General features: G+C 41.9%; 23 protein-coding genes and 1 pseudogene. 14 read left to right on the forward strand and 10 right to left on the reverse strand.

Annotated features, from left to right (window positions below; translation table 11 throughout):
* Window positions 1-62: 62 nt before the first annotated feature.
* Window positions 63-485, forward strand: a pseudogene (locus Q4533_RS00005) (IS3 family transposase); the annotation flags it as partial.
* A 263-nt stretch (window positions 486-748) separates the two neighbouring features.
* On the opposite strand, the gene Q4533_RS00010 reads toward Q4533_RS00005, so the two are convergent.
* Window positions 749-1,258: an RDD family protein gene (locus Q4533_RS00010; RefSeq protein WP_102438796.1), complete on the reverse strand. Its 510-nt coding sequence runs from the start codon at window positions 1,256-1,258 to the stop codon at window positions 749-751.
* Window positions 1,259-1,352: 94 nt separating this feature from the next.
* Window positions 1,353-1,610: a DUF2960 domain-containing protein gene (locus Q4533_RS00015; RefSeq protein ID WP_102438794.1), complete on the reverse strand. Its 258-nt coding sequence runs from the start codon at window positions 1,608-1,610 to the stop codon at window positions 1,353-1,355.
* A 214-nt stretch (window positions 1,611-1,824) separates the two neighbouring features.
* On the opposite strand from Q4533_RS00015, the gene Q4533_RS00020 reads away from it, so the two are divergent.
* Complete coding sequence (locus tag Q4533_RS00020) at window positions 1,825-2,388, forward strand: DsrE family protein (protein ID WP_303501249.1); 564 nt, start codon at window positions 1,825-1,827, stop codon at window positions 2,386-2,388.
* A 132-nt stretch (window positions 2,389-2,520) separates the two neighbouring features.
* On the opposite strand, the gene Q4533_RS00025 is transcribed toward Q4533_RS00020, so the two are convergent.
* The 4 genes from Q4533_RS00025 to Q4533_RS00040 form a co-directional block, all read right to left on the reverse strand.
* The gene (locus tag Q4533_RS00025) at window positions 2,521-3,189 is read right to left on the reverse strand and encodes a DUF2913 family protein (RefSeq protein ID WP_102438790.1); all 669 of its coding nucleotides are present in this window, start codon (window positions 3,187-3,189) and stop codon (window positions 2,521-2,523) included.
* 74 nt (window positions 3,190-3,263) lie between these two features.
* Window positions 3,264-3,899 (reverse strand): peroxiredoxin-like family protein, encoded by a 636-nt coding sequence (locus tag Q4533_RS00030; RefSeq protein WP_102438788.1) that lies wholly within the window; start codon window positions 3,897-3,899, stop codon window positions 3,264-3,266.
* A gap of 235 nt (window positions 3,900-4,134) precedes the next feature.
* The gene (locus tag Q4533_RS00035) at window positions 4,135-5,436 is read right to left on the reverse strand and encodes a DEAD/DEAH box helicase (RefSeq protein ID WP_076541129.1); all 1,302 of its coding nucleotides are present in this window, start codon (window positions 5,434-5,436) and stop codon (window positions 4,135-4,137) included.
* A 334-nt stretch (window positions 5,437-5,770) separates the two neighbouring features.
* Window positions 5,771-7,558 (reverse strand): aminopeptidase P family protein, encoded by a 1,788-nt coding sequence (locus Q4533_RS00040; RefSeq protein ID WP_102475553.1) that lies wholly within the window; start codon window positions 7,556-7,558, stop codon window positions 5,771-5,773.
* A 252-nt stretch (window positions 7,559-7,810) separates the two neighbouring features.
* On the opposite strand from Q4533_RS00040, the gene Q4533_RS00045 reads away from it, so the two are divergent.
* Window positions 7,811-9,025 carry a Xaa-Pro peptidase family protein gene (locus Q4533_RS00045; protein ID WP_303501251.1) on the forward strand — a complete coding sequence of 405 codons (1,215 nt, stop codon included), beginning with the start codon at window positions 7,811-7,813 and terminating at the stop codon, window positions 9,023-9,025.
* A gap of 238 nt (window positions 9,026-9,263) precedes the next feature.
* On the opposite strand, the gene Q4533_RS00050 is transcribed toward Q4533_RS00045, so the two are convergent.
* From Q4533_RS00050 to Q4533_RS00060, 4 genes are all read right to left on the reverse strand, one after another.
* Window positions 9,264-9,734, reverse strand: coding sequence for an FKBP-type peptidyl-prolyl cis-trans isomerase (locus Q4533_RS00050; protein WP_102475551.1), 471 nt, complete (start codon window positions 9,732-9,734; stop codon window positions 9,264-9,266).
* A 155-nt stretch (window positions 9,735-9,889) separates the two neighbouring features.
* Window positions 9,890-10,234, reverse strand: coding sequence for a DUF1294 domain-containing protein (locus Q4533_RS19665; protein WP_102475550.1), 345 nt, complete (start codon window positions 10,232-10,234; stop codon window positions 9,890-9,892).
* Between the two features lie 68 nt (window positions 10,235-10,302).
* Window positions 10,303-11,502, reverse strand: coding sequence for a DUF418 domain-containing protein (locus tag Q4533_RS00055; RefSeq protein WP_303501253.1), 1,200 nt, complete (start codon window positions 11,500-11,502; stop codon window positions 10,303-10,305).
* Window positions 11,503-11,587: 85 nt separating this feature from the next.
* Complete coding sequence (locus Q4533_RS00060; RefSeq protein WP_102475549.1) at window positions 11,588-12,064, reverse strand: hotdog fold domain-containing protein; 477 nt, start codon at window positions 12,062-12,064, stop codon at window positions 11,588-11,590.
* 342 nt (window positions 12,065-12,406) lie between these two features.
* On the opposite strand from Q4533_RS00060, the gene Q4533_RS00065 reads away from it, so the two are divergent.
* From Q4533_RS00065 to Q4533_RS00115, 11 genes are all read left to right on the forward strand, one after another.
* Window positions 12,407-13,327, forward strand: coding sequence for a DUF368 domain-containing protein (locus Q4533_RS00065; RefSeq protein WP_303501255.1), 921 nt, complete (start codon window positions 12,407-12,409; stop codon window positions 13,325-13,327).
* 264 nt (window positions 13,328-13,591) lie between these two features.
* Window positions 13,592-14,551, forward strand: coding sequence for a DUF523 and DUF1722 domain-containing protein (locus Q4533_RS00070; protein ID WP_303501257.1), 960 nt, complete (start codon window positions 13,592-13,594; stop codon window positions 14,549-14,551).
* Between the two features lie 75 nt (window positions 14,552-14,626).
* Complete coding sequence (locus Q4533_RS00075) at window positions 14,627-16,123, forward strand: deoxyribodipyrimidine photo-lyase (protein ID WP_303445551.1); 1,497 nt, start codon at window positions 14,627-14,629, stop codon at window positions 16,121-16,123.
* Between the two features lie 320 nt (window positions 16,124-16,443).
* Window positions 16,444-17,655: an NnrS family protein gene (locus tag Q4533_RS00080; protein ID WP_303501258.1), complete on the forward strand. Its 1,212-nt coding sequence runs from the start codon at window positions 16,444-16,446 to the stop codon at window positions 17,653-17,655.
* Between the two features lie 187 nt (window positions 17,656-17,842).
* Window positions 17,843-19,162: an ammonia-forming cytochrome c nitrite reductase subunit c552 gene (locus Q4533_RS00085; RefSeq protein ID WP_303458948.1), complete on the forward strand. Its 1,320-nt coding sequence runs from the start codon at window positions 17,843-17,845 to the stop codon at window positions 19,160-19,162.
* Window positions 19,163-19,620: 458 nt separating this feature from the next.
* Window positions 19,621-20,013 carry a nuclear transport factor 2 family protein gene (locus tag Q4533_RS00090; protein ID WP_303458946.1) on the forward strand — a complete coding sequence of 131 codons (393 nt, stop codon included), beginning with the start codon at window positions 19,621-19,623 and terminating at the stop codon, window positions 20,011-20,013.
* Window positions 20,013-20,795 (forward strand): SDR family NAD(P)-dependent oxidoreductase, encoded by a 783-nt coding sequence (locus Q4533_RS00095; protein WP_303501260.1) that lies wholly within the window; start codon window positions 20,013-20,015, stop codon window positions 20,793-20,795. Before Q4533_RS00090 ends, Q4533_RS00095 begins: the two co-directional genes overlap by 1 nt.
* Before the next feature lie 83 nt (window positions 20,796-20,878).
* The gene (locus Q4533_RS00100; RefSeq protein ID WP_303501262.1) at window positions 20,879-22,147 is read left to right on the forward strand and encodes an NAD(P)/FAD-dependent oxidoreductase; all 1,269 of its coding nucleotides are present in this window, start codon (window positions 20,879-20,881) and stop codon (window positions 22,145-22,147) included.
* A complete protein-coding gene (locus tag Q4533_RS00105; protein ID WP_102475540.1) occupies window positions 22,144-22,932 on the forward strand; it encodes a DUF1365 domain-containing protein in 789 nt (262 codons plus the stop codon). Before Q4533_RS00100 ends, Q4533_RS00105 begins: the two co-directional genes overlap by 4 nt.
* 190 nt (window positions 22,933-23,122) lie before the next feature.
* The gene (locus Q4533_RS00110) at window positions 23,123-24,400 is read left to right on the forward strand and encodes a cyclopropane-fatty-acyl-phospholipid synthase family protein (RefSeq protein ID WP_303501265.1); all 1,278 of its coding nucleotides are present in this window, start codon (window positions 23,123-23,125) and stop codon (window positions 24,398-24,400) included.
* 5 nt (window positions 24,401-24,405) lie between these two features.
* Entirely contained in the window at window positions 24,406-24,930 is a 525-nt protein-coding gene (locus Q4533_RS00115; protein WP_303501267.1) for a DUF2878 domain-containing protein, read from the forward strand.
* The last annotated feature ends 199 nt before the right edge of the window (window positions 24,931-25,129 follow it).

Raw genomic sequence — 25,129 nt, forward strand, 5'->3', positions numbered from 1 at the left:
GGGTTAACGCCAAATGAGTCAGAACGTTTATATTGGAATGACTCTAAAACCGTGGCCAATTTTACTTGACCACTACAATGGATTTATATGCGAGAAAAGTGGTTGGCTGGGCTTGTTCTGATAGTCCGAATACAGATTTGACCTGTGCAGCTTTAAGAATGGCTTTTGAAAGTCGTGGGCGGCCTAAAGGTCTATTATTTCATTCAGACCAAGGTTGTCACTACAGCAGTCTCCAATATCGACAGATGCTTTGGAAATACCAAATCAATCAGAGCATGAGCCGTCGAGGGAATTGCTGGGATAATGCCGTAATGGAGCGTTTTTTTAGAAGCTATAAAACGGAATGGATGCCAAAGAACGGATATCAACATTTTGATGAAGCAAAGCATGATGTGTTGAACTACATATTGAAACATTACAATACAAAACGCGGGCATAGTTACAATAATTATATGACCCCAACGGCAGCTGAAATGGCGGCATAAGAAAATCCCCCCTAAGCGTGTACAGATTTACTTGACCACATCAACCTCTACCTCTACCTCTACCTCTAGTTCTGCTTTTAGTTTGAGCCTTAGCCTTAGCCCAAATCGCTGCGCCATGTTAGCGGCTTGATGTTCTACAGCGCCAATAAAAAACGCCGTAACCCATAGGATTACGGCGTGTTCTTTGATGGTATTAGTTTATGGCACTAGTTTATGGCACTAGTTTATGGCATTAGTTTGTGCCGCTAGTTTGTGCCGCTAGTTTAAGCGCCGCGCCAATTGCGCATTTGGTTCGCTTCAACCGACAGTACTACGACTTCTGATTGGGTCATTTTATCTTGTAGGGCCTGTTTATCAGGATTGATAAGAATAAATAAGTTACCAATACCAGCCAGTGACCACACCACGCGGGCAAGCGCAGTAACAAAACTTAAGTTCTGTCCATTAGGGTGCTGCACTTTTAAGCGCCATGCTCTCATCCCTAATGTTTGACCGCCGCGGCTCCAAAATAAGGCATAAAAAGCGACGACACAAAGTACGACCCATAACTGATAAATACCTTTATACAGTGGGGTTTGATGCAGTGCATCTGCAATGTGCTCGTAACCATCCATTGAAATAACGCCGCTGCTGGTAAGGCCGACAAACAGGCCAAAACCAATGGCACCGGCAACCATATATACGGCTACAGCCAATAATGAGTCATATATTATGGCGCCACAGCGGCGGATAAAGCTGGCTCTAGGGAAATTAGCGTGGTCTGAATTTATCATGTAAATCCTTTTATTGTTGTTGTCACTAATAATTGGTGATGCCACTAATACAAATGCGCTTAACTCTTAACTCTTAGCGGTTAGTTTTTGACTGTTAGCTTTGCTCGTCATCATCACGAACAAATTTGATGCTACTAAAACCGAAACGGGCAAACTCGGTTTTACGGTAATCTTTTTCTGCTTTAGCCCCTTTTTTAGAGGTCATTGCAATTTGCTGTTCCATAGCCAAGAAGTTGGTTAAATCAATACCTTCAGCTTCAGCCGCAGCTTCGTATAGGTCATGATGTATATCGTAACTGAATGCGATTGTTTTGGTTTTACCTTTAAAGGTATAAATGACTTGGCGAGCCATGGAAACTCCTGAGTTTGGCGGCTTAACATTAGCTTGCTAAGCAACACATACGACTAAGATAAGCTGGCGGTTAAGCATTGATACTTGATTACGCAGCTTTTGAGATTGATACCCCTGAGCAATTTATTTACAGGGGTAAAAATTTGAGGGCTATTATAGCTAAATGCAGCGTTTCAAGATAGCTTTGTCATATTGCAATCAATAAGGATAAAAGATGCACAAAATATCAAGTCTCAAATTGCTGATGGTTAGCTTACTATTGGTAACCTCTAGTGCTGCTATGGCAGGAAAAGAGGCCTTTAAAGCTGGAACTGTGATAAAAGGCTATGGCGAAATCGCGACAATTGACAGCCAACTGGCCTTGCCAAAAGGCATGCAATTTAATATCGCTTTTGATATGAGCAAAGCGGCTAAGGTTGGTGAGGTTAATCGCAGTTTAAATACCCTTGCTAGATTTATTAATATGCATGAGGCTGCAGGGGTTAAATCTAAAGATATTAATTTAGCTATGGTCGTACATGGCAGCGCCGTTGGGGACTTAGCTGATGATGGCTATTATCGCCAGCAACACCGCTTAGCTGCGCCCATCGAAAATGCCAATAAAGCCTTGGTACAGCAATTAACTGAATATGGGGTGAAGGTCTATATTTGTGGTCAAAGCGCAGCGTATTACAACCTTAGTAATCAAGCATTATTGCCTGGAGTTGAAATGGCGTTATCAGCAATGACGGCCCATGCTATTTTGGCGGAGCAAGGCTATAGCCTTAACCCATTCTAAAGCCGTTTCTAAAACCTTTTCTAAAATGTTTGGCTAAACATCATCTTAAAATTCTTTAAGAAACCCAACCAGAAACAAAAAAAAGCGCCGACATTAAGTTAGCGCTTTTCGTTACAGCAGTTAATTAGCGAGTTAAGCCAGCGACTCTACTAATAAACATAACTCTGATAACTGGTTGTTTGGGTATACCAAATAGGTTTTATGATGTTTGATAAGACTGGTTTTTTTATTACCTTGGCTAACCAATAGCCCTTTATTGAGCGCTTGCTCGGCAAAATATTGCTCATCACCACGCACATAGATAGCTAAAGGCTTAATGAGTCTATCTACATCAAAATAGTGCGACAGCTGATGTTCACAAATCACCATACTCGATTGACCATTACCCGCCAGTTTGAGCTTTTTGGCACCTGAGTCTGAAAACGCAGTATCAGTAATAACAAACCATTCGTTGCTATCTAAATGCTCGATAAGCGCATCGATTGCGCCTTTTTCAGATAAGGTCGTGGTGAGCACTTGTTGGTATTGAGTTGCGATACGTTGCAGTAGCTGCGGTAACATGGCGCCAGCGCCTTGGCTGCGAGCCATACGGATCCAGCTATTGAGATCATCTGCAACCATTTTAGGAAAGCGCTTATCCCGTAATGACTCCACCATCCATGCACACAGAAAATGACTTTCTTGGGCTGGGGTTCGCTTGGCTTTTTGCTTTAATGCAGACTCTTGCAAGGCTTTAATCCCTGCTTCAGCTAGGGCCAAAATCGCTTGGTTGTATGTTGGTGCTTGTGTTGTATTTTGCATAAATAACTCCGCCGCAGAAAAATGGGAAGTGCGGCGAGGCTATTGTAGCAAAGGCGAGTTATTGCTGCTGCAAATTATTGCCCTTGCAGTAATTTAGCCGCGGTTAAGATAAGCTCAGGTGCGGGGCGCACTTTATAATTTGGATTTATGTATTGAAAGTGTACCAAGCCGGTTTTATCTGCCAGATAAACTGCAGGCACTGGTAAGACTAAGCGCTGCTCACCTGCAGGTGTGGTCCAAAGAGTATTTTCAACACTGAGCTTGGCGCGGTACATACTAGTGACTTTTTCACTGGTATAAAAGGCAATACCAAATGCTTGGGATGCGGTCATATTTTCATCTGATAGCAATAGGTAATCCAGTTTATTGTCATTCATTGAGGCTTTAAGTTTAGCGGGTGAGTCAGGTGAAATCCCCACTAACTGAAAACCCATTTCAATTAATTTAGGCTCAATAGCTTTAAGTTGGCCCATTTGAACATTACAAAATGGGCACCAACCGCCACGATAGAAAAAGAAGATAGTGGGCTTAGCTGCGGTTAATGCTAGTAGGTTAACCTTATTGCCGGCAACATCTTTAAGGTCAAGGTTCGGGATTTGTTGTCCATTCATTAATGGCATGACGTGGTATTCATCGCTAGCAATAGGTTTAGCCATTGAAGGTAAGCTAAATAAGGCCATTGCGACGACTAATATAAGTTTTTTTAACATGCTGAAATCCATATTCAATTAAAGTGATGATCATAGTGAGCGCCCTAATTGGCACTTCTTATCGCCGAGTTATACTGGTAATAATATTCGCTGTTACGGCGACAATGATTAGACCTGATCACCACAGTTTTTATTTCATCGAACTTACTTAAAGCGAATAATGAGTTACTTATTGGTTTTTAGGCATAAAAAAAGGCGCTAATAGCGCCTTAATATTGAAATAATAAAGGGATGATTACTTCAGTTTTTTGTACTTAACGGTACTGGTTGATTTACCTACCGTTACGCGGCGACCTTGCATGTTACGCTCACCGACAACTTGCTCACCCGCGCTATCAGCACGTTGTTGTTTCTTCGCAAAGCTACGACGCTTTTGAATTTGCTTTAACAGTAATTCACGGCTGCCAACTTCATAACCTGGCGCAGTAATTCGGCGAATTGGTTGACCGATTAATTTTTCAATATCATGTAAGGTGCGCTCTTCTTCGCGGCTCACAAATGAAATTGCGGTACCTGATTTACCTGCACGTCCGGTGCGGCCGATACGGTGCACATAATCTTCAGCAAGAAATGGTAAGTCATAGTTAACAACATAGCCTAAATCTTGAATATCCAATCCACGAGCGGCAACTTCGGTTGCAACTAGCACACGTACTTTACCTTCAACAAATTCACGTAATGCACGGCGTCGACTGCCCTGGGCTTTTTCGCCATGAACCACAGCTGACGGAATACCATCAAGGTTAAGTTCTTTCACTAGCTTATCTGCAGCATCACGGGTTGCAGTGAAGACTAACACCTGTTGCCAGTTTTTAGTGCCAATCAATTCAGATAGTAATTCACGCTTACGGCGCTGCTCAACGGGATAAACCACTTGGCTTACGGTATCTGCGGTGGTGTTTTGTTTGTCAGCAGTAATGACCACTGGCTTTTCAAGCATTTCGTTAGCAAGCTTCTTAACAGAGGTTGAGAAGGTGGCTGAGAATAATAAGTTTTGACGCTGCTTATTCACGGCTTGAAGAATTTTTTGAATGTCGGTGCTAAAGCCCATATCCAGCATACGGTCAGCTTCATCAAGGACTAAAAACTCAACATTTGAAAGGCTTAAGTTACATGCGTTTAAATGCTCAAGTAAACGCCCTGGGGTTGCTACAATAATGTCAGCACCACGTTTAAGCTTTTGCGCTTGGCTAGTCAGCTTTACGCCGCCATAAATGGTCAGTACTTCCATGTTGATGTTCTTGCTGTAATCAGCAATATTGTCAGCAACCTGAGCAGCTAGCTCGCGCGTCGGGGTTAAGATTAACGCGCGGGTATTTGAATGCTGTAACTCACGTGGGTTTTCAACCATTTTTTGCAGCATAGGTAATGCAAATGCGGCTGTTTTACCAGTACCGGTTTGGGCGCTGGCAAGTACATCTTGGCCACGACGAATTGCTGGAATAGCTTGTTGTTGAACGGGTGTCATAGTTTTATACCCGCAATCAGCGATCGCACTTAATATTTCTGGGGCGAAGCTAAAAGATTCAAATTTCATTGGTATCTTGTTCCTATCATTATCACGTCATTCAACAGTTCAGTGGCTAGTTAACTAAAAATATTAGTTTTCAACCTGCCTGAGTATAGTTCATCGTGCTAGTACCAAAACGACTTAGCATGTCATTTTAACATGGGTTTTAAAGTTCGCTAATGGATCAGCGGCGGCGGAGTATAACAAAGTTTTTTGATTAATTCTTAACTAAGTTTTGTGGTCAGTTTTTAGGGCATGATTATGGCGACGTTATGGCAATTAGAAACGGGCTCTGAAAACAAAAATGCCCAATTTAAATGGCTTAAAATTGGGCAAGTATGGGGATAATGACTGAGTTATATTAAAGCTCAGTCGTTACCTCAGTTAACCATGCAAGGTCATCACCTGTGAGCATAGTTGATAAGGTGGTAAACACTTTTTGATGGTAGCGATTTAACCAATCAATTTCAGCTTGAGTGAGTAAGGATTTATCAATTAAACGCTTATCAATAGGGATTAGTGTTAAGGCATCAAACTCCAGCATTTCACGCTCAGCATTAACTAGGCTTGGTGATGGGAGCACAGCCACTAGGTTTTCAATGCGAATACCAAATTCATTAGCGCGGTAATACCCCGGCTCATTGGATAACACCATACCTGGCAATAATGGCACGCCATTCACGTTTTTACCAATGCGCTGCGGGCCTTCATGAACACTTAAAAAATGTCCTACGCCATGGCCTGTGCCATGGTCATAATCAAAACCATGTTGCCACAAGTACTGACGAGCAAAGCCATCTAACTGCTGGCCTGATGTGCCTTTAGGGAATTTGGCTTGATCAAGGGCAATATGACCTTTTAATACTAAGGTGACCATTTTTTGTTGCTCAGCGCTGACGTCACCAATGGCAATAGTACGGGTGACATCTGTGGTGCCATCAAGGTATTGCGCCCCAGAATCTACCAAGTAAATGCTGTTCATGGTCATTTGACTTGGCGTGGCGTCATTATGATTGTAATGACACATAGCGGCGTTAGCACCGGTGGCTGAAATGGTATCAAAGCTTGGCTCACGATACAGTGGGTCAATTAATCTGAATGATTCCAGTTTATCGGCAAGCTGGGCTTCATCATAAAGACGGTTGGCGGCAACTTCCATATCAAGCCAAGCAAGAAAACGGCTTACTGCTGCACCATCACGGATATGACATGCTCGCATGCCACTAAGCTCGGCGGCATTCTTTTGTGCTTTTGGCAGCGCGACAGGATCTGAGCCCGCAACTAATATGGCGCCCGCTTGCTCTGCGGTTAGCTGGGTCCAAGCATTGCTGGTATTAGGGTCTGCCAGCAGTTTTACACCGTTAAGTTGCTTAAGCGCTTCAGCTAATAATGATTCATCTTTAAATTCAACGCCAGCGCCCACATGCTCAGCAAAGCCTTGGGGCAGTTTGTTGCTATCAGCAAATAAGGTCATATCACCGTTGGCACTCAGTAACGCGCAGCCTAAGGTGACGGGTAATCTTGGCACATCGTTGCCACGAATATTAAGTAACCAACAGAATGAGTCTAAAGCGGCAATTAATGCCATATCGGCGCCTTGCTTGGCAATGATGTCACCAATTTGTTGACGTTTATCAAGGCTATTACGGCCTGCGCCCTCATGGCTAAATAAGGTAATGGGCTCTGTTGGTAGCATTGGGCGTTGCTGCCAATGGATATCAATTGGGTTTTCAGCAACTGACACTAAGCTAATATCAGCTTTTGTTAATTGATGCTGTGCTTGTTGATACCAAGCTAAGGTATGTAATCGGCTATCTATGCCAACACGTTTACCTTGAGCTAACTTATCAATCAGCCATTGAATTTGCGGCGTATCCGTTAGGCTTTCATAACTAAACAACTGCGCATCAACTTGCAGTGCCACTTGCACTGTGTAACGACCGTCAACAAAAATAGCGGCCGTGTCTTTTAAAATAATAGCCATGCCCGCCGAGCCGGTAAAACCAGTAGCCCAATGCAGCCTTTCATTGCGCTCAGGGACATATTCACCGAGGTATTCATCTGCTCGGGGAATAATAAAAGCATCGAGATTTTGTTGCGACATGGTTTGGCGAATGGCGTCAAGGCGCTGAGTGATCGTATCTGGCATGGTTGCTCCATTGGAGGTGGCTGATTGATTCAGTCTTATTAAGGTAAAGCGATTATCGCAACGGCGGTTTATTTTCAAACAAAGCGCTGACGATAGTCATCATCTGCAGGGTAACCGCAGCGAGTGTAATGTTGAAATACAATTGATAATTTATATTGTATACATTTTGTGGTTGAAGTTTACACTATGCGGATTATCGGATCACTAATAGAATAAAATTTGCTTATCTAGCATTAATTATCGGAGCGTACTATGACAGTCGGAGTCGGAACCCAAACCCCACAAGAAGCATTAGCGAGTTTGTCAGATATGACCCATGATGTGGCTGCTATTGGGGTAGGAGAGTTTGAACAGCGAATTAGCCAAGCACAGCAATTAATGCAGCAACAAGGCATTGAAGCCATCTACATTAATGCTGGCACTAACCTGTACTATTTTACCGGTACTCGCTGGTATGCTAGCGAGCGTATGGTTGGGGCGATTATTCCTGCCTGCGGTGAGCTTGAATATATTGCCCCTGCATTTGAGCTTGATACCTTACAAGGTTATATGGCCGTCAAGGGCAAGGTGAATACCTGGCAAGAAGATGAAAGCCCTTTTCAGTTATTTGCCGACATGCTAGCAAATAAAGGCATTAATGCTGGCAAGGTGGGCATTGATGAAGCCAGCGCTTTCTTTATTTTTGATGGTATTCGCAGCGCCAATGATCAACTCAATTATGTGAATGCCAAAAGCATCACTGCCGGTTGTAGAATGATTAAATCGCCAGCGGAGCTGGCCTTGTTGCAACGAGCTAAGGACATGACCTTAGCGGTTCATATTGCTGCCGCCAGTATCTTACGTGAAGGCATTAGCACCAAAGAAGTGGAAGATTTTATCCATCAAGCCCACATCAAGGTTGGCGCGCCTGCGGGGTCATATTTTTGCATTGTATTGTTTGGCGAAGATACCGCGTACCCCCATGGAGTTAAGTCGCCTAAAACACTGGATTTAAACGACACGGTACTGATTGATACCGGTTGTCAGCTAGGCGGCTATAACTCAGATATTACCCGCACTTATGTATTTGGTGAGCCAAGTGATCGCCAACGTGAATTATGGAATTTAGAGCAACAAGCGCAACTGGCGGCGTTTGCTGCAGCGACTATTGGCGCAACGTGTGCAAGTGTTGATAAAGCGGCTCGAGAAGTAATCGTTAATGCAGGTTTTGGCCCAGATTATGATGTGCCAGGTTTACCCCATCGCACCGGACACGGAATTGGCTTAGATATTCATGAATGGCCCTATTTAGTGCTAAACGATCACACCCAGCTAGCAGCAGGAATGTGCTTTAGTAACGAGCCGATGTTATGTGTACCAGGTGAGTTTGGCGTTAGACACGAAGATCATTTTTATATGACTGAATCTGGCGCTGTGTGGTTCACCCAGCCGGCTAAATCAATTGATGAGCCATTTGGGCTAAGCTAGATATCGACATCACTATTTAGTGAGTTGCGATAAACAATATAGATGAACCAATAAAAAATCCCTTGTAGCTTGGCTATAAGGGATTTTTATTTTCTGGCGCTTAAACCTTAAACCTTAAACCTTAAACCTAGAGGCTTAAACTTAGTCGCTAAAACTTAGTTGTCTAAACTTAGCCGTCTAAACTTAGCCACTTAAATTGTGATCTTTAGTCAGAGTAGATTTTTAGCTGATTTCATTCTTAGTTTATTGCTAATAGCTCAACTTCAAAAATGAGTACTGAACCGCCTTGGATTTTACCTGCCGAGCGATTGCCATAAGCTAAGCTGCTAGGAACAAAAAAGCGGAACTTATCGCCCACTGACATTAATTGCACCCCTTCAGTCCAGCCAGGAATAACCCGATTTAGTGGGAAGTCGATACTTTCACCACGTTCAACCGAACTATCAAATACCGTACCGTCGATAAGTGTGCCGTGATAATGAACGGTCACTGTGTCAGTCGCTTTTGGATGCTCAGTTGCATCACCTTTATGCATTATTTCATATTGTAGCCCTGACAAGGTGGTAACGACATCTGGATTTTTTTCATTTTCTAATAAGAAAGCATTGCCTTTAATGATGTTCTCTTTCGAGGCTTTTTCATTGTTTGATTGCGTGTAAAAGTAAAAGATGATCCCTGCGATCACACAAACGGACAAAATGATTTTCATAACTTCTTCTTATGGTTGCTAGCAATAAATGAATGGTACTCACCCAAGTGCAGTGGGTAAAGTGCAGCGGCGTTTTTTTAACGGCTAAATCATGATTTTTAACCCAAAGAGCTTAGTTAGCGGTTTAGAAACATACCACATAAGTTTTAGCACAGTTAAAGCCCTTGATATTGCAGGTAAGCCAAGCCCGCCAAAGCCAATATATTGATAACTATGCTGCAGAGGTAAATCCACTTAAAAGGTGTTTTCTGGGTTTTGTGCCTAAATGTTTGTTGAGCCAAAAGCCCTGCTGGCCAGCCACTAAGTAACGCAAAAAGGTGTAAAGTGCGCTCTTGTGTTCGCCATGTTTGTTTTGCTGCTGCGCGTTTATCAAGCCATGTAATCAAAAAGCTTAACAGGTTTATCGCGGCAACATAAATTGCCAAAAATGGCCAAATGCTATAACTAAAGAGTGCCATCAAGCATAAGCTGATTAGTGCAAATATTTTCATCAGTGTCATGAATCCTTTTATTCCAAAGTATCAACTTTCATTTTAAATATCAGCTTAACAGCTAGTTTTTAACCCAGTCATTTTTTTGAAACCAGCTTACGCCTAAGTGACTCTAGCGGGCCTTGGCTAAAATAGCGCAAATAAAGCGGCGCTAACAGCAATTGCAGCCCACTTAAGCCAAGTGCAATTAAGATATAGTCAACTCTATCAAGGCTGGCGTTAAGCTCAGGCATAAGATAACGAAATAGGCTGACACCTATGATGGATTGTAAAATATAACAACTAAAAGCCAGCTTTCCCACAGCTTGAAAAGGCGCGAGCACGTGAGTGAAATCTTGACAGGCTTTTACTATAAGGTGTAAGTAAATCAATGCCATAGGAATTGCACTTAGCATCATCACTATTGCTGAAAACTCAACTAAAATAGCGCTTGAACTGAAGCTTAACAGGCTATCTAGGCTTGATAATATAATGGCCGCAATAGCGCACTTGATTAAGGTTGTCCGCTCTAATCCATGTTCAAATGCCCCTTGTTGATAAAGCGCCATTCCCCACATCATTAGCCCCCCTAAAAACCACATTAAGGTTAACGGTATAATCAGTAACATGTAACCGACTTGGTTAAGTTGTAATAACACTATGTCACTATAATTTGCAGACCATGCTTGCAGCTGCTGAAGGTGGAATTCAGAGCCGCGATAATAATACTCTGGCTCTACTAACAAGCTCAGCAAGGCCATAACGAGCAGCGAGCCAACAATAAATTGATTAGCCCGTTTTTTTAACTGGGTGATATCGCCGTTGAGGTAATTCAGGGCTAAAAATGCACTAAAGGCATAACTGAGTAATATATCGCCGCCCCAAATAAAAATGCCATGGAGTAAACCAAATACTGCAAGCCATATTATGCGCCGTTTTAATAATGGGTATGCCACTAAACTAGCCGCCTCGTAGCGCTTATATTGAATATATAATCCAGCGCCAAATAGGATAGATAGCAGCGAAATAAAGCGCCCTTCAAGGAAGAAATTACTAAAGACTTCTAAAATGATGTCTGATTGAATTTGAGGGTAATGCTGCGCATAGCCATAAAAGCTATTGTTCATAAAAAAAATGTTCATGAACAAAATACCAATAATGGCGATGCCTCTGAGGGCATCCATATTGGCATTGCGATTACCGTGACTTTCATTAATGGTTAATGACGCTGGTGGTGGCTGTTGAAGTGTATCTGAGGTTAATGCATTAGGGCGATTAATATGAGTTGAAGGATCCATTTCGAGTTCATATCTTTGTTGATTAATTATTGTAATAAAAGACTAACAGCCTGCGGTTAAAATTGATACAGACTGTTAGCTGAGACTACTTAGCGGGTTTTTCTGAAATCCATAATTTGATGCTGCCACGAACAACCACTTTGCCTTCAGTATCATAGGCATTAACCGGTACTAACATATCGCCCACTTGCCATTGCTCAGGGGTGACTTCGGCGACACATAAAATATCTGTGCCTGCTTTGGCGGTGTAATCAACCGACATGCCTTTTGGGATCCAGCGTAAATGCTTTGGAATAGACGCTTCTGCCATCACGCCCATGGCCATCTCTAAACCATTACAAATAGCAATAACGTGCACGGTTTTTATGTGGTTGTGTACCGCGCGACGTTTTTTAACTAAAACAGCACAGTGGTTCACTCTTAATGCGGTCACGAGAGGGCGCACGGTAGCAAAGTAGGGCGCTGTTCTTGATACCATCATTGAGAATATTTTATTACCGAAAGGGTATTTAGTGACTTTGTGATACAAGGCTAATACGTGATTGGGTTTATCGTGACTCATAGCAGTCCTTTAATGATTCTAAACGTAGGATTAATGTTGTTTTCAGCCATCTGGTTTTATTTTTATCTGGTCAGATGAGTTTTTGGGGCTTGAGTTTAACATCCTTGTAACGGCTTGCACATAAGCGAATGATATTGATAAAAGATATATTCCTTCACTGAGCTTAGTGCAGGTATAATTTGTTTTATATTGTCTTACTGCTAACCAAGTCACATGACTTTCAGTTTATAAACGTCCAACATAAGATGTTTATCGGCTGGCTTTAAGATAAGGTTTTATCAGGTATTTAAGCTTGTATTTCTCACCTCTAAGGTGTGTTCATTTTATTAATAAGGATTGGTTTTGCATCATTTATTAAATTACTGCAAAGGCATGGCGATGGGCGCAGCCGATGTTGTACCTGGCGTTTCTGGCGGCACAATTGCTTTTATTACGGGCATTTTAGACCCGTTATTAGATGCGATTCGTAAAATTAATCCTTCACTTTTTGGCATTATTAAGCAGCAAGGTTTTAAAGCGGCTTTCATGCACATTAATGGCCCTTTTTTGGTTTGTGTGTTTGGCGGGATCCTAACCAGTATCTTCACGCTGGCAAAACTCATTTCTTGGTTGTTAACTAATCATCCTATACCGGTATGGTCGTTCTTTTTCGGGCTGATTTTATTTTCTGTTGTTCATATGCTTAAGCAAGTGAAAGGGATTAACTTGCTCCAAGTGGCATTATTTATCTTAGGTGTCGCCTTTGCTTGGGCTATCACAGTGCTTAATCCCATTGAGCTTGAAGTGAGTTATTTTACCTTCTTTATATCTGGCTGCATTGCCATTTGCGCGATGATTTTACCAGGTATTTCAGGTGGTTTTATTCTGTTGCTATTAGGTATGTATCCAGCCGTATTAGCTGCAGCCAAAGGCTTTGATATTTTAATGCTGGCTTGTTTTGCCTGTGGTTGTGTTGTGGGCTTACTGAGCTTTAGTCATGTGCTTTCAGCCATGCTACGTAAGTTTCATGATCAAACACTGATGTTTTTAACTGGGTTAATGTTAGGCACTTTAGGCAAAATTTGGCCTTGGAAAGAAGTCCTCACCTGGCGTGAAAATTCCAGTGGTGAGCTGGTGGCACTCACAGAGCAAAACTTATCACCAATGCAGTTTGAGCAAATAACTGGTGAGCCATCTCAATTAACCGCTGCGATTATTTGTCTAATTGTTGGTATCAGCTTAGTTTGGGGCTTAGAGAAGTTTGGGCAAAAACACTCGGCTTAAAGCGAGGCGTATTAACTCAAGCGAAAAACATTTTTAGAAGGGCTATGCAGATATTGCGTAGCCCTTTTTTTATGGGGTGGGACAATACTTCTATGTTTACCTTAGCATTGTTAACCTTAGTCAGAACTTCTTGAAAATTAACTGCAAAAGAGTGATTGCTTAAATTGAGTTCAGGACTAATATCAATAAAAAAAGATGATCTATTTAATGATAGTAATCGTAAATATTTCTACGCCATAAGTAGTCGCCACAAGGAGTTGTATAGTGAATACAGAAATCTTTAACTCAGAGAAAATCCAAATAGGTATTAGTAGTTGCTTGTTAGGGCAAAAAGTAAGATTTGATGGCGGCCATAAAAACTCAAATTATTGCAATAAAGATCTCGCGCCATTTTTTGATTACATCAGCGTATGCCCTGAAATGGCCATAGGTATGGGCGCGCCACGCAAAAGTATTCGCCAAGAAATTGATGGTGATAAAATTTTTGTTAAAAGTGCAGATGGTAGTATCGATGTTACCGACAAACTTGCTGAGTTTAGTGAAAAGCGGGTTAAGGAACTCAACTTTATTGGTGGTTATATTCTCTGCGCTAAATCGCCAACCTGCGGTATGGAGCGGGTGATTGAGTATAAATACGGTACCAATAATGGCACTAAATCTGGTGTGGGAGTTTATGCCAGAAAATTAATGGAGACCTATCCCCATTTACCCGTGGAAGAAGAAGGGCGGCTACATGATCCTTTGATAAAAGAGAACTTTATTACCCGCGTCTATGCTTACCATGAGTGGCATTGCTTGCAAGCTGAAGGCTGGACTAAGCACAAACTCATGCAGTTTCATGCCCGTTATAAATACCTATTAATGGCTCACAGCCCACAATGGTATCGTGATTTAGGGCCAATCTTAGCGCAGATTGATGATATTGAGGCCACAGCACAAACCTATTTTGAAGGCTTTATGACGGCGTTAAAGATCAAAGCGACGCGAAAAAACCATACCAGTACCTTGCAGCACATTCAGGGCTATTTCAAAAAACATCTGTCTAAAGATCAAAAAGAAGAGCTTACCGAATCGATAATGAAATACCGCGAAGGACTATTACCCTTATTGGTGCCAATAACCTTAATTAACCATTATTTACGCGAACACCCAACCCCTTATATTGAAGGGCAGGTGTATTTAAATCCGCATCCAGAAGAACTCAGGTTACGCTACGCTTACTAAGTTGTAATAAACGTGGTCGTATTAACCCTGCGGTTGGCGTAAACCAGATAAGACTTTAGCTAAGAGGTTGTATTAATGAATAGCTTAATTTGGTTTAGGCAAGACTTGCGTCTTGCTGATAACCATAGTGTTGTTGAAGCTTTTGAGCTGGCTCGTCAAACAAATGGTCAAGTTAAAGCGATTTTTATTGCCAGTACTGAGCAGTGGAAAAGTCATGATGTCGCGCCGATTCAAGTGGATTTTATTGAGCGCCATGTCAACCTTTTAGCCCAAAGTCTAGCTGCATTAGGGGTTGAGTTGGAGGTGATAACCTTACCTTGGTTCGACGATGTTATGGACTGGATGCCGCAATACCTAATCGATAATCAAATAGATCAGGTATTTGCCACCCAGGAACCAGAGTTTAATGAACGTAAACGCGATCAACAGCTGATTGATATTGGTGTACCTATCCAGTTTATCGCTCAAGATTGCATTATCGCGGCAGGAGAAGTTAATAATCTGGCTGGCAGCATGTATAAAGTGTTTACGCCATTTTCGAAAAAGTGGCGTGAGATAGTGTCATCTAGGCGAATTGCACCAGTGGCTGTGCCAGAAGCTATTGGCGCAGCAGTTGATAAACCTAAACCGATAGCATTTGATTATCCGAAAGTCTCTAGTCAGCATTGGCTTGCTGGTGAGGGGGCTGCAAAGCGCATTTTAGACCGTTTCTGCGCTAATAATTTACAGGATTATCTAGCAGAAAGAGACTTTCCTGCGCTAGACAGTACCAGCCGATTATCACCTTATTTAGCCATTGGGGTGATTAGTGCTAACCAATGCCTCGCCTCAGTATTGAACCGTTTTCCAGATGCATTAGTGGATGATACTAGTCCTGCTAAAACCTGGGTGAATGAGTTGGCTTGGCGTGAGTTTTATCGGCACCTGTTAGTGGCATTTCCTGATTTGTCTAAAGGCAAAAACTTTAATGAAAATGGCAGCAAAGTAAATTGGCGTAATCATCCCCAAGAGTTCAAAGCTTGGTGTGACGGCGTAACCGGCTTTCCCATTGTTGATGCCGCAATGAGGCAGTTAAATCAAACCGGTTGGATGCATAATCGTTTGCGCATGGTGGTGGCGAGCTTTTTAACTAAGCATTTGTTGGTGGATTGGCGTTGGGGCGAGCGCTATTTTCGACAGCACCTTATCGATGGTGACTTGGCTGCCAACAATGGCGGTTGGCAATGGTCTGCTGGTACGGGCTGTGACGCCCAGCCTTATTTTCGGGTTTTTAATCCGATGAATCAAAGTAGTAAATTTGACCCCGATGCCAGTTTTATCAAGCATTATATTCCAGAGTTGGCCTCGGTGAGTTTAAAGCAAATTCATCAGCCTATATTCAGTGGTGATACTTTGAGTTGTGATGGTATAAACAGCAATGAAATAAGTGAGCAAGATATCAATGCTAACGGCGAGTTATTTGCTTTTGAACGTGAGTTTTCGTCTGCTAAATTGCACTACCCCAGTCCGATAGTTGAACATGCCATGGCGAGAAAGCGTGCCATTGAAGTCCTAAGCGCGCTAAAGCGCTAGGGCTTTCTGGCCTTTTATGAGCAGTATATTTTAATCATATCTCCATTCTTATTTAGTCCTTGCTTCCCCTTTGTTTGCCGATTAAAGCTGGCGAAACGAGTGAGTTAACTTAACCATCTCCCCAATAGTCATTGCTAATGCAGTGACTTGGTTTTGAGCTTATTTGCTCCAAGCACGCTATGATTGTTTGCCTGAGTTCACAGTTTCAATTAGGTTTGTAACAGAATGGCTAATCGCTATTGCTGCTTGGCTCAGAACAGCATAATATAATATGTATATAAAATGCATGTTATGTGTTCACCAAAAAAGGCTTGATTACTATGCTCAATATTGACGACCCAGCAGAAACGGAAAAAACCGCTGCTATTTGGCGTTTAGCTTTTAGGCCTTTTTTCTTGGGTGGCGCAGTGATTGCCATGCTGTATATTCCATTATGGTTAATGGGCTGGTTTACCCCGCAATATAGTCTGTTTAATAGTAACTTTTGGGCGAACGTATTACCTTTATGGTGGCACCCCCATGAAATGTTATTTGGTTTTATTTTAGCTATTGTCTGTGGTTTTTTACTCACGGCAGTGCAAACTTGGACCAATCAACCTAGCCTTAAAGGCATCCCTCTGGCGATTACTTTTATCAGTTGGCTACTTGCTAGGTTACTGCTGTTATTGCCGATGGATATCCCGTTAATTTTACCGGCATTTTTTGATAGTGTCTTTTTAGGCATTGCTGCATTTACCATGTGGCGATGCGTTTATCGGGTAAAGCAATGGCAGAACATTGGTTTTTCAATCATGCTCATGGTAGCGCTGATTGTTAATCTTGTGAGTTATTACGCATTAAACGAACGCAATTTTATTTTAGCTAATCAAATTTGGCAGGGAATGATATTTTGGCTGGCGCTACTGATTACCATAGTTGGTGGACGGGTTATTCCGTTTTTTACCGCTATGCGTTTAAAGGCTACTAAAGCTCAGCCAATTTTTGTTGTAGAAAAGGGCTTGCTGATATTAATGGTACTTTTGGCTGTTCAAGCTATATTTAAGTTATTGCCTGTAGCTGTTGAGCAAGTGTTGTTATTGCTAGCAGGTACGCTGCATTTAGTTCGATTTAGCCGTTGGTTACCCCACAAAACCCTGTCTGAGCCGATGTTGTGGTCATTACATGTGTCTTATTTGTCACTGCCACTATCGCTACTGGGGTTAGGTTGGTTTATCAATGATGACTATGCTTATCGAAGCATGTTGCACTTATTTGCTATTGGTTGTGTTGCTTCTCTATGTTTAGCCATGATTTCAAGAGTGTCACTGGGCCACACCAGTAGAAATATTTATCAAGGGCCTAGCATGGTATTGGCGTTTGCCTGTTTACCCATAGCTGCAATATTTCGTGCCATTATGCCTTTGCTTTTACCCGCTCAAACCCAGATGTGGTTGTGGTTAGCTGGTGGTTTTTGGTTTATGGCATTTGGGTTATTTGTGCTGCATTACAGCCCAATACTTACTCGACCTCGTATTGATGGCAGGCCTGGCTAAGCTGGGTCAGCTAAAAGTGAAGTCACCGTTTTAAGCAATTTAAGTCGTTAAAACTATAGAATTTATACTAGTCAGTTATGTCAGTTTGTAATATTAAGGAAGCACAGTGAACAAACGTTTATCCCTAGTTGCCCGAGATTTAGTGGTTAAATCAAAGGCAGTAAAAGCAGTATCGGTATTATTAAGCTTGAGTTTTTTTGGCGGCGCGGTGGCGTCACAAGCCAAGGATATTTTTGAAACTAAATTTCCTGAACATTATGAGTCATGGGCGGCAACTGAAGAGCAGTCTGAACGTGAAGATATGTTAGCCCAGTATCCAGCTAACATCATCTTATGGGCTGGTTCATCATTTGCCAAAGAATATCACAGCCCAAGGGGGCATCAATTTGCTGTCGCTGATGTTACCCAAACCTTGCGTACTGGTGTGCCACCAAAAGAAGGCGAGAAAGGCACCTCTGCCAGTTGTTGGACTTGTAAAACCCCTGATGCACCAAGACTAATTAATGAGTTAGGCTTTGAAGGTTATTCAGCAAAAAACTTTACCGATTTAGGTACTGAAATTAAAAGCGTGGTTTATTGTAGTGATTGCCATGAAAACGGTTCTGAAAAATTAGCCCTACCAAGGCCTCATGCTCAGAATGCGATGAATAAAGTGGGTCTGCCATTTGCGGAACAATCAGTTTCTATGCAGGGTGCACAAGTTTGTGGCCAGTGCCACGTGACTTATTATTTCCAGCCTGAAAAAAGTAACGTAGTAAACATGCCTTGGATCTTCGGTAGTACAGCTGATGATATTGAAAAGTACTATGATACCCGCCGTTTTTTCGAGTGGATTCACCCTATTTCTAAAACGCCAATACTCAAAGCGCGTCATCCAGAATTTGAGCATTGGAGCCGAAGTAAGCATGCTGAACATAACGTAACCTGTATTACTTGTCATATGCCTGCGGAAGAAAATGAACAAGGTGAGACATTTACCAGCCATAAGGTTGATAAAGCATTACCGTATTTTGATCAAACCTGTAAAGGCTGTCATCAAAGTAAAGACGAAATCACAGCTAAACTGAACAGTGATAAACAAGAAATTGATGCCATGGCACGTAAGGTTGAGGGCCTATTGGTTAAGGCGCATTACGAAGCTAAAGCCGCTTGGGATGCTGGTGCAAATTGGCATCAAATGAATGAAGGCATCATGGGGATTCGTCACGGACAGTGGCGCTGGGATTTTGCCATGGCTTCACATGGTTTATATGCCCATAACCCAGATGAAGGTCGTGAGTTATTAACTAAAGCTATTGAGCAAGCAACCGCTGCGCGTGAGTCTATTGCGGGAGTCCTTAGATTGCTTAAGGTTACCGAGGTGCAATACCCTGACATTAGCAGTAAAGAATCTGCTCATGCTGCGGTTGGAATTGATGAAGTTAAGTTAAGCGAAGAGAAGCAAAAATTCATCAAAGAAGAAGTTGAGAAAAACTGGGACCCAATTGCTGCAAGAGGTTACCAGTGAGCTAAATTTATTAGCTTAAAATAGCGATAGAGACTGATATCGCCAAAGCTGATTATTGTGTTTATTAAAGGCGCTTAGTGAAAACTAAGCGCCTTTTTTATTGTGATCTGCAGCGACTATCGTTGCGTATTAATCATTAACAATCCGATTAAGTAGCATTATTTACTTATTGAAAATCAATGATTATTTAAGTTATTTATCGGTTAAACATAGGACAAAACGTGCAACTAAGCTTACTATTAATCTTGCAGTCGCAATATGACAGCTCGATTTGATTACCAAAGTTTGCAAGGTTTAGCTAAGCGCCACCTAGATTGCTATTAGTTAATCAGCTAATCGTTATTTGAGGTGGTAAAGGAGACATAATGCCAAGTACTGCCAATACCGTAAGTCATTTAACTGAGCCAGCCAGCAATAATGATCTTGCCAGACCACAAATAATTGATGACTTTATCGGCATGTATCAGCAGCTAAATAAAGACAGCTTACACTTGCTCAATCAGGTGTATAGCGATGAGATTATCTTTCAAGATCCATTACACAAAGTTGAAGGTATTGAACATCTCAGCCTGTACTTTGCTAACCTTTATGCCAACGTTGACCATATTGAATTTGATATCAAAGAGGTGAGCTGTAGCCATCAGCAGGCCGCCGTTTTCTGGGCAATGCACTACCGCCACCCTAAATTAAACAACGGCCAACTCATCACTGTTGAAGGAATGAGCCAGCTTAAATTTAGCGATAAAATTACAGCCCATCGCGATTATTTTGATCTTGGCAGTATGCTGTATGAACAACTCCCGTTAGTAGGTCGGTTGATTAAGTTCATCAAAAACAAGGCGTCAGCATAATGGAACAAGCTAACTCTCATCAGGGAAACCTTCATCAATCAGTAGCAAGACCTGCAGTGTTAATCACCGGGGCCAGTTCTGGTATCGGTTTAGCACTAGCGATGCTTTATGTTGAAAAAGGCTACATGGTATTTGCTTGTGGCCGTAATGAGCAGCGTTTAAATGCCATAAGTGGCGTTGTGCCGCTTGCTTTTGATATTAACGATAAAGCGCAAATTCAAACCGCAGCGCAAACATTATCAGATAAATTAGTCGCATCTAACGCGAAATTACAGCTGGTTATTCTTAATGCGGGTAGTTGTGAATACATTGAAAATCCGCTGCGCTTTGATGGCGCTTTATTTGAGCGAGTGATTCAAACTAATGTCATCTCGATGGGTTATTGTTTAGAGCATTTCTTACCGCTAGTGACTACCAACGGCAGAGTGGCGTTAATGAGTTCCAGTGCGACCTATTTACCTTTTCCTAAGGCTGAAGCCTATGGCGCGTCAAAAGCTGCAGTGAGTTACCTTGCCAGTAGTCTTCGTCTTGATTTAAAAGCAATCGGTATCGGTGTAAGTGTTATTTGTCCGGGCTTTGTGAAAACCCCATTAACCGATAAAAATGACTTTGCTATGCCCATGCAAATTACTGCTGAAAAAGCGGCAATAACAATATTTACAGAATTAAAAAAAGCTAAGGATGAAATTCATTTTCCGAAGCGATTTACCTTATTGCTTAAGGGCTTATCATGTTTACCATCGGCACTGATTAATAAAATTTTAGCGCCGAAAATAAGTTAAGCCTGCTTGAAAAATTAACAATAATTGAAATGCCATTAACTGTAGTCATAGCAAAAATAATAATAATGAGTTGAAGGAATAATATGAAAAAAATAGCAATTGTGGGTTCGGGTATATCAGGGCTGACCTGTGGGCATTTGCTCAGTGAACTTCATCAAGTTAGCGTATTTGAAGCTAATGATTATATAGGCGGCCATACCGCGACCATTGATGTTGAAGTAGGCGGTAAGCCCTATGCTATCGACAGTGGCTTTATTGTATTTAATGATAGAACTTATCCACGATTTCAAAAGCTAATGGCAAAAATAGACGTTGAATCATTACCCACTGAAATGAGCTTTAGTGTACGTAATGTGCAAACGGGATTGGAATACAATGGCCATACCTTGTGGAGCATGTTTGCCCAAAGACGTAACTTGTTAAAACCAGATTTCTATAAGTTTTTAGCCGAGATAGTGCGTTTTAATAATCAATGCAAGGCTATCTTTGAAGCGGAAAACTACCCGAGTGACAGTTTAGGGCAGTTTTTAGATGCTGAAGGTTTCTCTGACTTTTTTAGCGAGCATTACATCTTGCCAATGGGCGCGGCCATTTGGTCTGCCAGTATCAATGATATGCGCAAATTCTCATTGCGATTTTTTATTCAATTTTTCCATAACCATGGCTTACTTAATATTAGTGACCGCCCACAATGGTACGTATTAAAAGGTGGCTCTCGAAGCTATATTCCTGCGCTTATTGCTCCTTTCAAACAGCGATTGTTTTTAAACTCTGCAGTGACCTCCATTGAACGCAGCGACGATGGGGTTAACTTACGTATTAATGATGGCGAAGTTCAACGCTTTGATGAAGTCATTCTAGCTTGCCATAGCGACCAAGCGTTGGCGATGCTTACCGATGCAACTGAGGATGAAAAACAAGTACTTGGGGCGATGGCATATCAAAATAATGAAGTAGTTTTGCATACAGATACTAATCTACTGCCAAAACGCAAAGCGGCATGGGCCAGTTGGAATTACCGCCTAGAAGGCAAGGATGCAGCTGAAATTGCTGACAGACCTGCCAGCGTGACTTATAACATGAACATTTTGCAGCGCTTACCCAAAGATGCGCCGACGTTTTGTGTGACTTTAAATCAAACAGATTTAATTGATGAGTCTAAAATTCTCAGAAAATTCAATTATGCCCATCCAGTGTTTAATGAGTCGAGTATGAAAGCCCAAGGCGAACGTAAACGTATTTGCGCCGTTAACCATACTCATTTTGCTGGCGCCTATTGGTATAACGGTTTTCATGAAGATGGTGTCCACAGTGCACTTGATGTGTGCAATGATTTTGGCATTAGCCTATGAGTGAATTCACCAGTGGAATATACAGTGGCGATATTATTCACCGGCGCTTTACGCCGAAGCTGCACAGCTTCAGTTATCAGATTGCCTTACTGGCAATAGACTTAGATGAAGTGGCGCAGCTATCTAAGGTTAGCCGTTTATTTAGCGCAGTTGAGCGCTCAGTACTACGATTTAATCCTGATGATTATTTAAATGCCCTTGAAAGCCAGTTTAATTGCTCCCCTGTTGATGCAGCATTGATAGATAAAATGAGCCCGCCGCAAGCGCTGAAACAGCGGGTGTTATGGACGATAGCAAAGCTTGGGGCTCAGACGCAGTGTGACAGAGTCGTGTTTGCTGGCCAAGTGAGGCATTTTGGTTTTTATTTTAGCCCGGTTAACTTCTATTTTTGCTATCAAGGTGACGAAGCGGTTTATATGCTGGCGGAGGTAAGTAATACGCCATGGGATCAGCGCCATTGTTACTTAGTCAATCTCACTAAAACCACCACCACAGATAAAGTGTTTCATGTTTCGCCATTTATGGATCTTGAGATGCATTATTTTTGGAAGGTCATCGCGCCAAGCAAGCGCTTAAATGTGACCATACAAAACAGGGATGATGCCGACAATAAGCTGTTCGATGCCAGTTTGTTGCTCAATAAAAAGGATTTTACCGCCAAAAATATTCGCAGTATGTTGCTCAGTTTTCCGCTAATGACATTGAAAATTATGTTTGGAATTTATTGGCAAGCGCTGAAGTTATTTATTAAACGGATCCCTTTTATCTCTCATCCACAAACTTAAATTAAACCAAATCATGAAATGATGCGTATTGGTTTAGTAATGTTCAACTCATAACAAATAATTTTTGCCTAGCGAGAGTTTTAGTGTATTGAAATCTAACCTGTTGTTTATGAGTAAAAATAAAATTTACAGCTAAAATACTAATAGCGCACAAAAAATTGCATATAAAAAGTAGTCAGCGGAGAGAGTTATGGAAAATGCGGCAACCAACACCATCTTAGTGCAAGAGACTATTTCTGACAGCTTTGCGAAGAAGATTTTGCTTAAGGCATTAGCCCACTTGTCAGATGGCCATCTTACCATTGTTAGTTCTGATAACTCTGCAATTGGCAGCTCAGAGCAAAGCTTAAGCTTTGGTAATGTCGATTCTGACTTGCATGCCACTATGCAGGTGTCTCACCCCAGTTTTTACAAGCAGATCATTTGGGGTGGTTCAATTGGCGCTGGCGAAGCCTACATTCAAGGTCATTGGTCGAGCCCTGATTTAACTAAAGTGGTGCAGCTTTTTGCCCGAAACCTCTCATTACTGGATAAAATTGAGCGTTACTTTTCATGGTTTAGTGTTGGTATTAATCGTATCGGTCATTTGTTTAACCGCAATTCATCAACGGGTTCAAAGCGCAATATTCTGGCGCATTATGATTTAGGCAACCCGATGTATGAGCAGTTTCTAGATAAAGAAATGCTCTATTCAAGCGCGCTATACCCGCACCACGATGCCAGTTTAGAACAAGCCCAGCAGCATAAGCTGCAAACCATTTGTGAGCGTCTTGATTTACAAGCGGGGCAAACCGTTCTTGAGGTCGGTACTGGTTGGGGGGCGTTGGCGATATATGCGGCCAAGCACTTTGATGTCACCGTGACCACGACAACTATCTCTGATGCCCAATATGATTACGCACTAGAGCGGGTAGAGCAAGAAGGCTTAACTGACAAAATAACTTTGTTAAAAGACGATTACCGTATTTTGACCGGTGAGTATGACCGCGTGGTGTCCATTGAAATGATTGAAGCGGTAGGTCATGAATATTTACCGGGCTTCTTTAAGAAGTTAGAAAGTTTACTTAAGCCAAATGGGCGCATGTTAATTCAAGCCATTACCATAGCTGATCAGCGCTATGACAGTTACCGTAAAAGTGTCGACTTTATCCAGCGCTATATTTTCCCTGGTGGTTGTTTACCGTCTATCAGTGAAATGAATAAGCACATTGCCAATAAAACTGACATGGTGGTGTGGTCCATCAATGATATGGGTAAAGATTACGCTCAAACCTTAAACCATTGGCATGAAAAATTTGATAAAGCCCAAGACCGAATCAAAGAGATGGGCTATGGCGAAGACTTTATCAGAATGTGGAAGTTTTACCTGAGTTATTGTGAAGGTGGATTTTTAGAAAGAACTACCAGCACAGTTCATTTAGTGGCAGTAAGGCCGCAATATCGTACTGCATTAGCCAGTGGCGCATAACGTATATGCTCTGGGTTAATCATAATATCATCATCAATGTTATTGCCTTTCAGATTATCTGGTGGGCAGGGGTATTAGCTGGCAATCAGCTGCTATATATCCCAGGATTATTGTTGATTTGGCACTTTATCGTCAGCCGTCAACGGGTTTTAGATATCAAAGTGATGCTCAGTTGCACCATTATCGGGGTACTAGTTGACTTAACGCTTACCTTAACGGGGCTTTTTGATTTTACGCTTGTGCCTATATGGTTATTACTGCTGTGGTGTTATTTTGCGATTTCACTTAATTACAGTTTAAGCATTTTTAGCGGCTTACCCATTATTGTTCAAGTGTTAGTTGGTGGCGTATTTGGTAGTTTAAGTTACCTTGCTGGAGCCAACTTTGGCGCGGTCGATTTCCCTCACGGCGATTTGTTTACCACTGCAATTCTAGCCATTATTTGGGCCTTGTTGATGCCGTTATTTTTTCACATTGCCAAGTTCATTCGCCACAAACACGAAGTGAAACAAATTGCCCAGCTTATTTAATTAACCCAGCTTTGTGTACCTAACGGCGGTGCAATTATCTGGCTGTGGTTGGCTGATTATATTGGCTCAATAGAGGAACTCAATATGATGAATAGTTATTCTCGGATAAGCTCGTTAGCAGTTCCTAATGCGCTTGGTGTAAATACACGTGCAATTTTTCACTTAGTTGTTTTGAGCTTAGTTAGGTTTTTTTTTAGTG

Origin of the sequence: Shewanella sp. 6_MG-2023, from assembly GCF_030547195.1 — a bacterium.
Taxonomy (GTDB): domain Bacteria; phylum Pseudomonadota; class Gammaproteobacteria; order Enterobacterales; family Shewanellaceae; genus Shewanella.

Coding starts and splice junctions, on each gene's coding strand:
- Q4533_RS00075 (WP_303445551.1), top strand. CDS start 14,627: ATGAATAGCTTAATTTGGTTTAGGCAAGACTTGCGTCTTGCTGATAAC.
- Q4533_RS00115 (WP_303501267.1), top strand. CDS start 24,406: ATGCTCTGGGTTAATCATAATATCATCATCAATGTTATTGCCTTTCAG.
- Q4533_RS00100 (WP_303501262.1), top strand. CDS start 20,879: ATGAAAAAAATAGCAATTGTGGGTTCGGGTATATCAGGGCTGACCTGT.
- Q4533_RS00045 (WP_303501251.1), top strand. CDS start 7,811: ATGACAGTCGGAGTCGGAACCCAAACCCCACAAGAAGCATTAGCGAGT.
- Q4533_RS00060 (WP_102475549.1), bottom strand. CDS start 12,064: ATGAGTCACGATAAACCCAATCACGTATTAGCCTTGTATCACAAAGTC.
- Q4533_RS00050 (WP_102475551.1), bottom strand. CDS start 9,734: ATGAAAATCATTTTGTCCGTTTGTGTGATCGCAGGGATCATCTTTTAC.
- Q4533_RS00110 (WP_303501265.1), top strand. CDS start 23,123: ATGGAAAATGCGGCAACCAACACCATCTTAGTGCAAGAGACTATTTCT.
- Q4533_RS00020 (WP_303501249.1), top strand. CDS start 1,825: ATGCACAAAATATCAAGTCTCAAATTGCTGATGGTTAGCTTACTATTG.
- Q4533_RS00015 (WP_102438794.1), bottom strand. CDS start 1,610: ATGGCTCGCCAAGTCATTTATACCTTTAAAGGTAAAACCAAAACAATC.
- Q4533_RS00010 (WP_102438796.1), bottom strand. CDS start 1,258: ATGATAAATTCAGACCACGCTAATTTCCCTAGAGCCAGCTTTATCCGC.
- Q4533_RS00080 (WP_303501258.1), top strand. CDS start 16,444: ATGCTCAATATTGACGACCCAGCAGAAACGGAAAAAACCGCTGCTATT.
- Q4533_RS19665 (WP_102475550.1), bottom strand. CDS start 10,234: ATGACACTGATGAAAATATTTGCACTAATCAGCTTATGCTTGATGGCA.
- Q4533_RS00025 (WP_102438790.1), bottom strand. CDS start 3,189: ATGCAAAATACAACACAAGCACCAACATACAACCAAGCGATTTTGGCC.
- Q4533_RS00095 (WP_303501260.1), top strand. CDS start 20,013: ATGGAACAAGCTAACTCTCATCAGGGAAACCTTCATCAATCAGTAGCA.
- Q4533_RS00090 (WP_303458946.1), top strand. CDS start 19,621: ATGTATCAGCAGCTAAATAAAGACAGCTTACACTTGCTCAATCAGGTG.
- Q4533_RS00030 (WP_102438788.1), bottom strand. CDS start 3,899: ATGTTAAAAAAACTTATATTAGTCGTCGCAATGGCCTTATTTAGCTTA.
- Q4533_RS00035 (WP_076541129.1), bottom strand. CDS start 5,436: ATGAAATTTGAATCTTTTAGCTTCGCCCCAGAAATATTAAGTGCGATC.
- Q4533_RS00105 (WP_102475540.1), top strand. CDS start 22,144: ATGAGTGAATTCACCAGTGGAATATACAGTGGCGATATTATTCACCGG.
- Q4533_RS00055 (WP_303501253.1), bottom strand. CDS start 11,502: ATGGATCCTTCAACTCATATTAATCGCCCTAATGCATTAACCTCAGAT.
- Q4533_RS00040 (WP_102475553.1), bottom strand. CDS start 7,558: ATGCCAGATACGATCACTCAGCGCCTTGACGCCATTCGCCAAACCATG.